At 61.5% G+C, this 12,838-nt stretch carries 11 protein-coding genes; 3 read left to right on the top strand and 8 right to left on the bottom strand.

Annotation, left to right across the window (positions count from 1 at the left end):
- Window positions 1–81 precede the first annotated feature (81 nt).
- Complete coding sequence (locus tag PZN02_RS16145; RefSeq protein WP_280658961.1) at window positions 82–909, bottom strand: methyltransferase domain-containing protein; 828 nt, start codon at window positions 907–909, stop codon at window positions 82–84.
- A 202-nt stretch (window positions 910–1,111) separates the two neighbouring features.
- Here PZN02_RS16145 and PZN02_RS16150 point away from each other — a divergent pair, with 202 nt between their 5' ends.
- Window positions 1,112–1,843: a DUF2270 domain-containing protein gene (locus tag PZN02_RS16150; protein ID WP_280658962.1), complete on the top strand. Its 732-nt coding sequence runs from the start codon at window positions 1,112–1,114 to the stop codon at window positions 1,841–1,843.
- 117 nt (window positions 1,844–1,960) lie between these two features.
- Here PZN02_RS16150 and PZN02_RS16155 read toward each other — a convergent pair whose 3' ends face one another.
- The 4 genes from PZN02_RS16155 to PZN02_RS16170 form a co-directional block, all read right to left on the bottom strand.
- Window positions 1,961–2,227 carry an usg protein gene (locus PZN02_RS16155; RefSeq protein ID WP_280658963.1) on the bottom strand — a complete coding sequence of 89 codons (267 nt, stop codon included), beginning with the start codon at window positions 2,225–2,227 and terminating at the stop codon, window positions 1,961–1,963.
- A 180-nt stretch (window positions 2,228–2,407) separates the two neighbouring features.
- The gene (locus PZN02_RS16160) at window positions 2,408–3,238 is read right to left on the bottom strand and encodes an ABC transporter permease (protein WP_280658964.1); all 831 of its coding nucleotides are present in this window, start codon (window positions 3,236–3,238) and stop codon (window positions 2,408–2,410) included.
- Complete coding sequence (locus PZN02_RS16165; RefSeq protein ID WP_280658965.1) at window positions 3,235–4,038, bottom strand: ABC transporter permease; 804 nt, start codon at window positions 4,036–4,038, stop codon at window positions 3,235–3,237. Before PZN02_RS16165 ends, PZN02_RS16160 begins: the two co-directional genes overlap by 4 nt.
- Window positions 4,039–4,309: 271 nt before the next feature.
- Window positions 4,310–5,092: an ABC transporter substrate-binding protein gene (locus PZN02_RS16170; RefSeq protein ID WP_280658966.1), complete on the bottom strand. Its 783-nt coding sequence runs from the start codon at window positions 5,090–5,092 to the stop codon at window positions 4,310–4,312.
- 392 nt (window positions 5,093–5,484) lie between these two features.
- Between PZN02_RS16170 and PZN02_RS16175 the strand changes: the two genes are divergently transcribed.
- A complete protein-coding gene (locus PZN02_RS16175; protein ID WP_280658967.1) occupies window positions 5,485–7,659 on the top strand; it encodes an OmpA family protein in 2,175 nt (724 codons plus the stop codon).
- Window positions 7,660–7,778: 119 nt separating this feature from the next.
- On the opposite strand, the gene mobB is transcribed toward PZN02_RS16175, so the two are convergent.
- Genes mobB through PZN02_RS16190 form a run of 3 tightly spaced genes read right to left on the bottom strand, consistent with a single transcriptional unit; the run spans window position 7,779 to window position 9,871 of the window.
- A complete protein-coding gene (gene mobB, locus PZN02_RS16180; RefSeq protein WP_280658968.1) occupies window positions 7,779–8,291 on the bottom strand; it encodes a molybdopterin-guanine dinucleotide biosynthesis protein B in 513 nt (170 codons plus the stop codon).
- Window positions 8,288–8,950 carry a molybdenum cofactor guanylyltransferase MobA gene (gene mobA / locus PZN02_RS16185; RefSeq protein ID WP_280658969.1) on the bottom strand — a complete coding sequence of 221 codons (663 nt, stop codon included), beginning with the start codon at window positions 8,948–8,950 and terminating at the stop codon, window positions 8,288–8,290. Before mobA ends, mobB begins: the two co-directional genes overlap by 4 nt.
- A gap of 12 nt (window positions 8,951–8,962) precedes the next feature.
- The gene (locus PZN02_RS16190; protein ID WP_280658970.1) at window positions 8,963–9,871 is read right to left on the bottom strand and encodes a DMT family transporter; all 909 of its coding nucleotides are present in this window, start codon (window positions 9,869–9,871) and stop codon (window positions 8,963–8,965) included.
- A 416-nt stretch (window positions 9,872–10,287) separates the two neighbouring features.
- Here PZN02_RS16190 and PZN02_RS16195 point away from each other — a divergent pair, with 416 nt between their 5' ends.
- Window positions 10,288–12,837: a methyl-accepting chemotaxis protein gene (locus PZN02_RS16195; RefSeq protein ID WP_280658971.1), complete on the top strand. Its 2,550-nt coding sequence runs from the start codon at window positions 10,288–10,290 to the stop codon at window positions 12,835–12,837.
- The last annotated feature ends 1 nt before the right edge of the window (window position 12,838 follow it).

The following is a 12,838-nucleotide window of genomic DNA, read 5'->3' on the forward strand; positions in this document are numbered from 1 at the left end:
GCAGGTGTAACCGATGGTCGGCCTGGGGAAAAGGGGCCGGGTGCATTCCCCAGCACCTCGGCAAGTTTGCGATCGCTTGTCTCAGGGCTTGAAACGCGCGACCACCAACTGTCCGGCGATCGGCTCGCCTCCTTCCATGCGCACCGTGATATCGCCGATCTCGATGATCTCGAAACCGGTCGCCGTGAGGCGATCGCGCAAGTAGGCTTCCGAATGGGCAAAGCGCTGATGCGGGCCGACCATGTAGTCGCGGCCGGCCAAGGTTTCCGCCGGCAGGGTTTCGCTGGAGAAGATCAGCAGTCCTCCCGGAACGAGATTGTCCACGGCGCCGAAGAAGAGGGCTTCGAGCGCACCCATATAGGGCAGCACGTCGGTCGCGACGATCAGGTCGAAAGGGGCTTCGTCGTTGTCGTCCAGGAAATCGACCGCTTCGGCGACGTAGAGCGTGTCGTAGACATCCTTCTCGTGGGCGATCTCGACCATGTTTTCGGACAGGTCGATGCCGCTGATGTCCTCTGCCATGTCGCGCAGCGCGCCGCCGGTGAGACCCGTGCCGCAGCCGAGATCGAGAACGCGCTGGAAGGGGCCGAGCCCCAGTGCCTGCAGGCGCTGGCGAACCAGCAGCGGCACACAATAATTGAGCTGGTCGACGAGGACATTCTCGAAAACATCGGCATGTTGGTCGAAGAGCGTCGCGACATAGGCGTCAGGCGCTTTCAACGGCGTTTCGCCGCGACCGATCGAGGCGAGGCGAACGGCGGCGCCGCCGTGATCCTCCGGGTCGAGCGCCAGGACTTCCGCGTAAGCCGTTGCGGCTGCCTCGAGATTGCCGGACTTCTCCAACGAAAGCGCGCGGTTGTATGCTTCCGCCAATGCTTCCTCGTCGATCTTCTTGCTCTGCTGCGTCATGGGCGCTTCTTACGACCGTCCGCAGGCTTTGGCAATCCGTCGCTCGCGAGGTGGCGGCCCATTCGGCGAGCGGCTTGTGCGAAACAAAAAACGAACATTTAGCGTTCGGTAAAAAAATGACGATGCGCAAGCCTCGCGGGATTTATCCGGGGCTGGAAAGGAGTCATCATCAATTCAACAACGAAATCGGGAGGGAATGCCGATGTCCGCTGAACTGAGCCCGCTGACATTGGACACGGAAACGGAATTGGCGGAGCGACAGGGGCCGCCGCTGCCGCAGACGTCGCAGGAGACGATCAACACGATCGTCCACTATTATCGCGGCGAAATGGGGCGAATGGCCGGATGGCGGGACCGCATCGACCGCACGTCGAACTGGGCGATCACCGTTGTTGCGGCGATGCTTTCCGTATCACTCTCGACGCCGTCCTCGCATCATGGCGTTCTGCTGTTCGCGATGCTCTTGATCACCTTGCTGCTGCTGATCGAGGCAAGGCGTTATCGATTCTTCGACGTCTACCGCGCACGCGTGCGCCAACTCGAGCGTGGTTATTTCGCTCAGATTCTTTCGCCGGAGGGGACGCCAAGCCAAAAATGGTCCGTATCGATCGCAAGGAGCCTGCGGAAGCCGGCCTTCCTGATGAGCTACCGCGAGGCCGTCTGTCGGAGACTTCAGCGCAACTATTGCTGGATGTATCTGATCGTGCTTCTGGCCTGGGCACTGAAAATCTCGTCACCGAAGATTTCCACCAATGGCGAACCCTTCGGCCACGTTCGTTCCTGGGCCGACCTAACTGAACATGCCGCGCTTGGGCCTGTGCCGGGCTGGGCGGTGATGATCGGCGTCGCGCTCTTCTACGTTCTTGTCCTTTACGCGTCGCTGCACAAGGAAGCGCACGAGGGCGAACTCGCCCACGGTGAGGTGCACGTTTGAAGACGCACACATTTGTTGCCGCTGCGAGACACTCACGCTTCGAAGCAACGAAAACAACTGCTGCAACTGTATCCGAAAGGGATGTTCAGTTCGAATTCAGTGCGGCCTTCGCCCGCCTCAATGAAGGATGAATTCTCCATTGAGCGACCGCCATTCGCTGGCCGATATCAGCTTGCGATGCACATAACGTACCGAATGCAGCGGTCCGTCCAATTTCTCCTGCCAGAACTTCAGGAAGTGGCGCATCTCCGGAAAGTCCGGCGCGATGTCGTAGTGCTGCCAAATATAAGTCTGGAGGAAGGTCGGGTGGTCGGGCATCCGGTAGAGAATCTGGGCCGTCGTCAGGCCGTACCCCTTGAGCTGCAGCTCCATCTCGCTCGTCATCGGGACCTCACTTCGCAAAGGTTGGTCTCTATGATGAAACGCTTGATCTATTAATCAAGTCCTAATATTTGTGCAAAAATGAGATTTTGCCGCATAATAACAAAGACTTGGTAGCACTCTTGGATCAGTGCTGCCAAGCCTTCCACTGCTCAGAGATCCCACCGCGCGTCAGTCGCTCCGCTACCGCTTCAGATGCCGCGTCAACCGCGCCTCCAGCAAGGCCCAGACGTTGCGCAGCAGTTCGACCATCAGGAGGTAGAGAACAGCGGCCCAGACATACATCTGGTAGTCGAAGGTGCGGGAGAAGGCGCGGCGCGTCTCGCCCATCAGGTCCAGGACGGTGACGATCGCGACAATCGCCGAGCCCTTGATCATCAGGATGATCTCGTTGCCATAGGGGCGGAGCGCGACGATCATCGCCTGGGGCAGGATGATCTTGAAGAATGCGACGCGCTGCGGCAGCCCGAGTGCCGCGGCCCCTTCGTGCTGGCCGCGCGGCACGCTCTGGATGGCGCCGCGCAGGATTTCGGCCTGGTAGGCGGCGGTGTTCAGCGTGAACGTAAAAAGCGCGCAGTTCCAGGCGTCGCGGAAGAACCACCAGATGCCAATCGCTTCGAGCTGCGGGCGGAAGCTGCCGAGGCCGTAGTAGACGAGGAAGAGCTGGGTGATCAGCGGCGTGCCGCGGAAGAAATAGACATAGGCATAGGAGAGCCAGGACCAGATCTTGTTCTTCGACATCCGCCCCATCGCCACGGGCAGCGACAGAATGGCGCCCATGACGATCGAAGAGATCACGAGCATCAGCGTAACGCCGAGGCCTGATACGAAACTCGGCCCGTATCTCGAGAATTTCTCGGGATCCCAGCCGTTGACGACGGTGAGGAAGATGCCGACGGCAAGCGCGAGCCAGACGCCGAGCATGACGCTGCCCATGAAGCGCGACAGAGTGTAGGGCCTCGGCGGGGCCGGTGGCGGCGCCTGAGGCGGGATCATGGTTTCGGCAATGCTCATCGGCTCATCTCCGCGCGTTTGGTCCAGCGCTCAAGCGCCGAGAAGACAAGGGATGAAATCATCGCCAGGATCAGGAAGAGAACGCAGGCGACACCGAAGAACTCGAACGCGTGTTTGGTGACTCGAGCGGCGATACCCGTCTGGCGGAGAATGTCAGGCAGGCCGACGACCGAGACGAGGGCGGTGTCCTTGAGGAGTGCCATCCAGAGGTTCCCGAGGCCCGGAAGCGCGATGCGAACGAGCTGTGGCAGGATGATCAATCGCATCGTTTTGCCGCGATGGAAGCCGAGCGCGTCGCCGGCCTCATACTGTCCGTGCGGAATCGCCTTGAAGGCCGAGAGCAGTACTTCCGAGCAATAGGCGGAGAAGACGACCCCGAGCGCAATCATGCCTGCAACGAAGGCGTTGATCTCCACCGGGCCTTCGTAGCCGACTCCGGCGAGGAACTGCTGCACCAGGATCTGCAGGCCGTAGTAGACGATGAAGAGCGTCAAGAGCTCGGGCAGGCCGCGAAAGATCGTCGTATAGATATTAGCCGCAAGCCGGAGCGACCTTTCGTTCGATTGCTTGGCGAGCGCGATGAAAAAGCCGGCCACGAGTCCGATGGGCAGGGTGGCAATCGCGAGGCTCGCCGTCACCAGGAACCCGTAGGCGATCTCGTCGCCCCATCCGGCATCGCCACACGCCAGAAGCGTGCCTGAGCCGAACCAACGAAACACTCCGACCGGACCGCAGAGCGGATCGATGATCGACCCGATCCAGGCGAAAACGGAGAAAAGGGCGGCGAACAGTCCGCTCATGCCAATAGATTCCCCTTGCAGCGTTCTTTTTTGCGCCAATTGCGCTTATTTTCGAGGGTTCTTGTCAAACAAAAACGGCGGAAGGGCAAGCCATCCGCCGTTGCAATTTTTTCATCAACCGAGATTTTCCCGGCATGATCGGTGCGAAAATCGAGCCTACTGCATGTTTCCTTAAATCGTAGTCGATTTAAGGATAAAACATGCGGCCATTCAAAGTGCTACAGCCACCTTTGTGCGTCTGAAAAGACGCACGGCGCTGTAGTGACGTCGTTTAGCTGCCGTAGACGTCGAACGGGAAGTACTTTTCGTTGATTTCCTGGTACTTGCCGTTTGCACGGATGGTTTCGATTGCTTTGTTGAGCTTTTCGCGCAGCGCGTCGTCGCCCTTGCGAACGGCAATGCCGGCGCCTTCGCCATTGATGACGGGGTCGATCGGCAGCGTGCCGAGCAGCTTGCAGCAAGCGCCATCCTCGGTCTTCAGCCACTCCGAAAGAACGACGACGTCGTCGATGACGGCATCGATACGGCCGTTGGCGATGTCGAGCTTATATTCATCCGCGGTCGGATAGAGTTTCAGTTCCGACTCCTTCATGTGCGCTTCGGCATAGTTGGAGTGGGTGGTGGAACCCTGTGCACCGAGCGTCTTTCCTGCAAGTGCGGCTTCGGTCGCTTCGGTGATCGGCGAGTCTTTCGGCACGACGATCGCCGGCGGCGTGTTGTAGTACTTGTTGGTGAAGTCGACCTTTTCCTTGCGCTCGGCGGTAATCGACATGGAAGCCACGATCGCGTCGAACTTCTTGGCGATGAGCGCCGGGATGATGCCGTCCCAATCCTGGGTCACAAAGGTGCATTCAGCCTTCATCTCCTCGCAAAGCGCCTTCGCGATGTCGATGTCGAAACCTGTCAACGAGCCGTCCGCTTCAAGATTGTTGAAGGGCGGGTAGGCGCCTTCCGTGCCGATGACGACCTTTTCGCCTTCTGCCATGGCGGTGCTGGCCATGAGCACGAAAACGGCAGCCGATGCGGCGGCTGCCAACCGTCTGGAAATACGCATGATTATCCTCTCTGTTGGCTGACATCCGGTGTTTTTTTCTTCGCGGATGCCAAATAGGGCCGGGGCGTACACCTCGGTTGCCGGGATATTCGTACTTCTCCTGTAAAAATCAACAGGAAAGCGCCACCGCGAAAGCGGAATCACGCGCGCCTCCGCGTCTTCCATGGCGCGAGACAAAGATGAACGGCCTGTTCAGGTGAGGTTAATGTCGCCTTCGATAGGCCTGAGGCGGAACCGATCCGTGACTGCAGCGTTGCGAGTACGACATACGTGACCACAAAAAAGTCGGAAACCACGGATCATGGCCCTGTGGGAGCAGGCTTGCAGGCGTGACCGTTCGATCGGACAGGACGCGCAGCGCGCCGGACCTCCCAATAAGAGGAAGGAAGACAATGTCGATTCGATCCAGACTTTTCGCAACGGTAGCCTTGCCGGTATTCGCCGCGGCCTTTGCCGTGCAGCCGGCGCTTGCCGAGAGCCTGATGGCGCCGTTCGAAGTTGCTCAGGAAGGCGCTGAGCAGCCGTCGCCCGAGGATCTGCTGTTGCTCAAGAAACGCAGAAAGCAAGCCGAGGAATCCCAGGGGCAGGCTGAAGAGCAGCAACCGCAGGCCGAGGAACAGCCGGCTCCGAGGCGCAAGAAACGCCAGCAGCAGGCTGAAGAACAGCAGCCGGCCGCCGAGGAGCGCGCTCCGCAGCAGGCCGAGGAACAGCCGGCTCCAAGGCGTAAGAAGCGCCAGCAGCAGGCTGAAGAGCAGCAGCCCGCCGAGGAGGCCGCTCCGCAGCAGGCCGAGGAACAGCCGGCTCCGAGGCGCAAGAAGCGCCAGCAGCAGGCTGAAGAACAGCAGCCGGCCGCCGAGGAAGCCGCTCCGAAGCAGGCCGAGGAACAGCCAGCTCCAAGGCGCAAGAAGCGCCAGCAGCAGGCTGAGGAACAGCAGCCCACCACTGAGGAGGGCGCTCCGCAGCAGGCCGAGGAACAGCCAGCTCCAAGGCGCAAGAAGCGCCAGCAGCAGGCTGAGGAACAGCAGCCCGCCGCCGAGGAGGGTGCTCCGCAGCAAGCCGAGGAGCAGCCGGCTCCGCGCAAGAAGCGTCAGCAGCAGGCTGAGGAACAGCAGCCCACCACTGAGGAGGGCGCTCCGCAGCAGGCCGAAGAACAGCCGGCTCCAGCGCGCAAGAAGCGCCAGCAGCAAGCTGAAGAACAGCGCCAGGGCGAGGAGCCCACTCCTGGAGTGGCGCCACCCGCGACGGCAGAGCAGGAGACGGGCGAACAGCCGCAGGCCCAGCCTGCTCCTGAAGTGGTCGATGAACGCACGGAAGAAGAGAAGGTCAAGATCGCCAAGGACCCGTCGGCAACAGACGACACGGTCGTGCTTCCGGTCGAAAACGGTGCAGCCATTCTCGACAGTGACAAGGATGCCGACAATATCGGCGGCAACCGTGCGCGCGAGGCGCGGCGCAAGCAGCGCGAGGAATTGCGCGCCAAGGAAGAAAGTGTAGCGCCGCCGACAGACGATGCTGCAGCCCAGGCGGAAATATCGACCGAGGTCCGGGAACAACTTCCGCAGAGGATCGAGGCCAATCTGAAGGAGGAGGGACAGCGCATCGAAGAAGCGCCGGCCTTCGCCGTGCCTGAGACGACCAACATCGTCAATAACACGATCGTCAATAACACGGTGATCAACAACACGACCGTCAACACAAACGAAGTCACCGAGGTGCAGGTGGTCGAAGAAGTGGAAGACCGCGTGATCCTCGGCGTCGGCGATCGCATTTTCGTCCGGGGCGACGACAGGCCGCGTCTGCGGCGCGATTCGCAGGAAACCTTCTACGACCAGCTGCCGCGTGACCGCGTTCGCGAGACGATCGTTCGCCCCGATGGTTATCGAATCGTCACGATCTATAACCGCTACGGCGACATCGTGCAGCGCTCGCGCATTGACAGCGACGGTAACGAATATCTCATGATCTACGCGCCCGAGTACGCCGAGGATCGGGACCGTCCAGCGATCGTCGACGTCGGTTACGAACTGCCGCCGATGCGCCTGACGATACCGGTCGAGGATTATATCGTCGACTACGCCGATGATCCGGATCGGGACTACTACGAGTTCTTGTCCGAGCCGCCGGTCGAGCGAGTCGAGCGCGTCTACACGATCGATGAGGTGCGCAACTCCGCCCGCCTTCGCGACAAGGTTCGCCGCATCGACCTCGACACGATCCACTTCGAGACGGGCAGCGCCGAGGTGTCGATGTCGCAGGCCAAGACGCTGCGCGGCGTCGCGGACGCGATGTCGAAGGTCCTTGAGAAGGATCCGGGTGAAACCTTCTTCATCGAGGGCCACACGGATGCCGTCGGCTCCGACCGGTCGAACCTGGTTCTCTCCGACCAGCGTGCAGAGTCGGTCGCAGTGCTCCTCAGCGAAGTCTATGGGGTCCCGGCAGAAAACCTCGTGACCCAAGGCTACGGCGAGCGCTTCCTGAAGGTGCGGACGCAAGGAGATGAGCAGGAGAACCGCCGCGTGACCATACGCCGCGTGACCCCGCTCGTGCGGCCGGTCGCCCAGCGGTAATCGCGGCAGCGTTGTTTGATGATGAACGGGGCCGGGAGACCGGCCCCGTTTCTATGTCTGGCGTCGGAAGCGCTGCAATGCCGTTGGGCAGCCGCAGCGGAAAAGCTCGATCCGGAGCCTCAGCCGCGCAGCCCGGTAACCTTTTCCACGAAATCGGCGATCGCGGCCGTGTCATCGAGGTCGAACACGGAAAGGTCGGTTTCGGTCACTGGATGATCGGCGGCAATGGCAACGATGTGCGGGTCGCTCGGCGCCAGCGGCTCGCGGTTGGCCGAATCCCTCCGCCGCGCTTCGATCTTCGGGATCGGCTCGCGCTTGTAACCTTCGATGAGCACGAGATCACAGGGAGCGAGCCGCGCCAGAATTTCCTCGAAGGACGGTTCCGGCGCGCCGCGCAGTTCGTGCATGATTGCGAAGCGTGTCGAGGAGACGATCGTGACCTCATGCGCGCCGGCCTCCCGGTGCCGGTAGCTGTCGGCGCCGACCTTGTCGATATCGAAGTCGTGGTGGGCATGCTTGATCGTCGAGACGACATAGCCGCGCCGTGTCATTTCACTGACGAGACGGACCATAAGGCCGGTCTTGCCCGAGTTCTTCCAGCCGGCAATGCCGAATATCCTGGGTTCGGTCATGGTTTGGGATCCTTGAGGCGTTGCAACCAAGCTTCGGCCTCTCGAAGTTGTTCCGGCGTGTTGATATTGAAGAAGGGGTCGAGCGGACCCGCCTTTGTCGCGATCATCGGGAAGTCTACCGCTGCCGAAGGGTGGCGCGCAATGAAAGCGCGCACGCGCAACTTGGCGTCGGTTCGGATCCAGGCTTCGAGATCATCGGCGATCGCGACCGGCCAGAGCGCGAAAAGCGGATGCATCTCCCCGGCGGACCAGGCAGCGGCGATCTTCCCCTCCAGATCGGGCACGGAGGAGAGCCGGCCAACGAGGTCGTCGGGAAAGAATGGGGTGTCGGTCGCCACGGTCAGAACATGGGCCGCATGCGGCGCAACTTCTGCAGCGTGGCGCATGGCGGTGAGGACGCCAGCGAGGGGGCCGAAGTAACCGGGCAGCGTGTCGGCCAGCACCGGAAGACCGGGCGGCAGGTCGATGCCGGCATCGGCATTGAGGTTGAGCGCGATGCTTCCCACCTGCGGCGCGAGCCGTTCGACGATATGGTCGAGGATGGTCCGGCCATGAAGTACGAGGCCGGCCTTTGGTCGACCCATGCGCGAAGATCGTCCGCCGGCGAGAATGACGGCGGGCGGGCGTTTTGGTGGTGCTTCTGGCGCCTTGGTGGCCATCGACGCGTTCCTCTATTCGAGAGGGCCTGCAAGGGAGCGTTGGGCGACGGCCTTCCTTCCGCGCAGGCTCTCGCGATAGAAGGTATAGAGGCCGGAGCCGACGATGACGGCAACCCCTGCCAGCATCCAGCGATCCGGTGTTTCCGAGAAGAAGAAAATGCCGATTGCGATCGACCATAGCAGGCTCGTATAGCGGAACGGCGCGATGACCGAGATTTCGCCATCGCGCATCGCCAGCACGATCGTCTGGTAGCCGAGCATCAGGAGCACGCTGGCACCGGCAATATGGGTGAGCGAGGTCGTCGACATCGGCTGCCAGCCGCCGAACGGCACGATCAGCAGGGCGCCGACCAACGTCGTCACAATGGCGGTGGTGACAGTAATGAAGAGTGACGGCACGTCGCTGCCGATGCGGCGGGTGCAAAGATCACGCGTCGCGGTGAAGCAAACACAGGCGACGACGGTCAACGCTACCGGTGTGAAGCCTTCCGGCCCGGGCCTCAGCACAATCAGCACGCCGAGGAAGCCGATGGCGATCGCCGCCCAGCGACGCCAGCCGACGGGTTCGCGGAGGAAAAGCGCGGCGCCGAGCGTGACGGCCAGCGGCAGCGCCTGCATGATCGCGGAGGCGTTTGCGAGTGGTATCTGCCCGAGCGCAGAAATATAGGTGATCGAAGCCAGTGCCTCCATGACGATACGCAGGATGACCGCGGGCCGCAGGATCGTTCGGATCGGGCGGAATGCGCGGAAGTGGACAGCGAACACCAGCACCATCAGCGTGGTGAGCAACCCGCGGACGAACATGATCTGCCCGGTATTCATGACGCCCGTCACGGATTTTACGAGCGCGTCGTTGCAGGCAAAGCTGATCATGGCAAGGCACATGAAAACGATGCCGCGGAAATTGGCAGATGATTGCATTCGTCTTTCCTGATGGCCCTCGGCCGAGGCCAATGTTTGGCGGGAGGTGGCGAATCCATCCCATGGACGTGCGCCCCTTGTCCAAGCATTGACTGCCATTCCACACAAACTCAAGCTTCGTTTGTGCAAGATCGCTTCCATTTGAAGGGACGAGCCGCACCGACGCGACATTCGAGGGCGCGCAATCGTGGCCTCGATGCGTTATTCGCTGAATCTTAAGTTTCGCTGCCTATCGTTGCGACGATTCCGCAGTGCAATCGCATGAAGCGATCGGTGGATGACGGTCATTGAATCTTGCAGCGCCGTCGATCCGCGAAATGTCCGCCGGAGCCTGGGAGGTGCTTCCGCCGGCGTTCCATCACCAAGAGAAGCCACCGTGCGGGCATGTTCCTCATAATAAGAACCTGGGGTCCGCAATGTCTTTGATCGATCGCCTTCTACAGCGCCTGCGTATCGTCACAAAAGTCCTCCTCTTCGTGGTTCCGCTCGTGGCTCTGATCGCAGGGATCGGTCTCGTCGGCTTTTTCACCGCTCGTACGCTCAATGGGCATATGACCGTTACCCGCGAGACCATCAACAATCTCTCGGATTTCCAGGCTCTGCGCAGTGCCTTGCAGGCCTTCGCCGACAATCCGAGCGAGGAAACGCGCGATGTCCTCGCGAAAGAGGTCGACGAGCAGGAAGAGGGGGTCAGAACTCTCGAAGCGCTGCTGGAGCGTGATGCGGACAAGGCTCAGATCGCCTCGGTCGTTGCACTCGGTGGCCAGATGCGCAACCAGACCGACAAACTCTGGGCGGTCAAGGTCGAGCAGGACGCGGTAACGGCGTCGCTGGAGGCGGCGCTTGCCGACATGACCAAGACGGGCAACGGCGCCTACAAGCAGATCGACATCATCCGGAGCGAATCGGGTGAAAAGGAAGCCTTCGCCAAGGCGCTGCTCTTCGATGCAGCGGCCTACCAGGGTGTTGCCGAACGCATCAAGAAATTCCGTCTGCCGGTAACCATGGCCGTCAATCCCGACGCGAAGATCGATCAGGCGAACAAGCTGCTGCCGCATCTGCTGAAGCAGATCGAGGAAGCCGAGAAGATCGCTTCCGAAAAGGTCCGCAAACCGATCGGCGAACTCAAGGAACAGGCGCTGAAGATCCAGGCGATCCTCGTAGGCGCCGAGGACAACGACGCGAAGAAGAACGCCCTCGTGCCAATCCTCAGCAAGCTCTCGAAATACGAGGCCGATTTTGCCAAGGAGGCGGTCAAGAATTCGGACACCGCAGCCAAGCGCTTCGTCGGCATGGACGGGGAAATCTCGACGCTGAAGACGCTGATCGCTTTGATGAGCGATACCTTCAAGGGTCTCGACAATACCCGATTCCATATCAGCGAGCTGCACCGCTCGCTCGATGCGGCAAGCCGCGATCTCGTGATTGCAGATATAAACGCCGTCCGCGAGGCAGCCGGGAAGCTCTCCGAGCTCGGCGGCAAGAACGCAGCACTCCGTGATCTGCCGGTGAAACTTGGCCCCTCGCTCGACAACATCGACAAGGGGACGGCCGCCCTGATTGACGTTGGCGGCCGCTGGCAGACCGCCAAGAGCGAGGCCGCGACGCTTGTCGCGGATGCGAGCCGCACGCTCGAAAGCTTCGTCAGCAGCGCCCAGGAAGCCGGAAAGCAGGACAGCCAGCGCTCGGCGACTGTCTCGATCATCGCGATGGTTGCCGGAACGCTGCTGGCGATCATCGGCGGCCTGATGCTTGTCGAGACGCTGCGCGGCCCGCTGAAACGCGTCACCGAAACCATGACGCGGCTTGCCAACGGTGATCTCGAAGTCGCGATCGAAGGCCGCAACCGCGGCGACGAGATCGGCGACATGGTGCGCTCGGTCGCCGTCTTCCGCGACAACGCACTCGAAAACGTGCGGCTGGAGCGCGAGGCGGAAGCCGCGCGGACGCTGTCGGCCGAGGAGGAAGCCCGCCGCTCGCAGGAACGCGCGCGCATCGAAGCCGAGCAGATGCAGGCGCTTAACGCGCTTTCTGACGTCCTCGCACAGCTTGCTGCCGGTAATCTCGAGGAAGGCATGGCGGAAGACCTGCCGGCGGACTACGTGATCATGGCGCGTACCTACAACAATGCCGTCGAAGCGCTGCGTGCGACGCTGACGGATGTGCGCCTCGTTACCGAGGAGATTACTGGTGGTACCGGCAATCTCGCGGCCTCCGCAGATGATCTCGCCCGCCGCACCGAACAACAGGCGGCGGCACTCGAGGAAAGCTCGCGCGCGCTTCGTCAGCTCACCGAACTCGTCCGCTCGACGGCTGAAAGCGCCCGCCGCACCACGGTATCGGTCGATGAGACGAACAACTACGCGCAGCATTCCGGCCAGGTCGTCGCCAAGGCGATCGATGCCATGGCTGAAATCAATCGCTCGTCCGAAAAGATCGGCACGATCATCAGCGTGATCGACGAGATCGCCTTCCAGACCAACCTTCTGGCGCTGAACGCGGGCGTCGAGGCGGCCCGCGCCGGCGAGGCCGGCCGTGGCTTTGCGGTCGTCGCCCAGGAAGTGCGCGAACTGGCGCAGCGTTGCGCGGGAGCCGCCCGTGAGATCAAGGGGCTAATCTCGGCAAGCTCCGCCCAGGTGCGCAGCGGCGTCGCGCTGGTCCAGGAAACCGGGGAAGCGCTGACGGTCATCAACGACCATATCGCCACCATTCACCAGCTCGTCAGCAATATCGAGGCTTCTGCGGCTGACCAATACACCGGTCTCAGTGAAGTCAACTCAGCTGTTCACGAGGTCGAGCTGATCACGCAGCAGAACGCTGCGATGGTCGAGGAGAACACGGCGGAAATCCATGGCCTGCGCCGGCAGGTGGAAGCGCTCAACGAGAAGATCGAACGCTTCAAGACCGGCACGAGCAACATGGGTGACCACGGTCGGGTTCGGCCCGGTTCGACTTACGCCGCCTGAG

The organism is Sinorhizobium garamanticum, from assembly GCF_029892065.1.
Taxonomy (GTDB): domain Bacteria; phylum Pseudomonadota; class Alphaproteobacteria; order Rhizobiales; family Rhizobiaceae; genus Sinorhizobium; species Sinorhizobium garamanticum.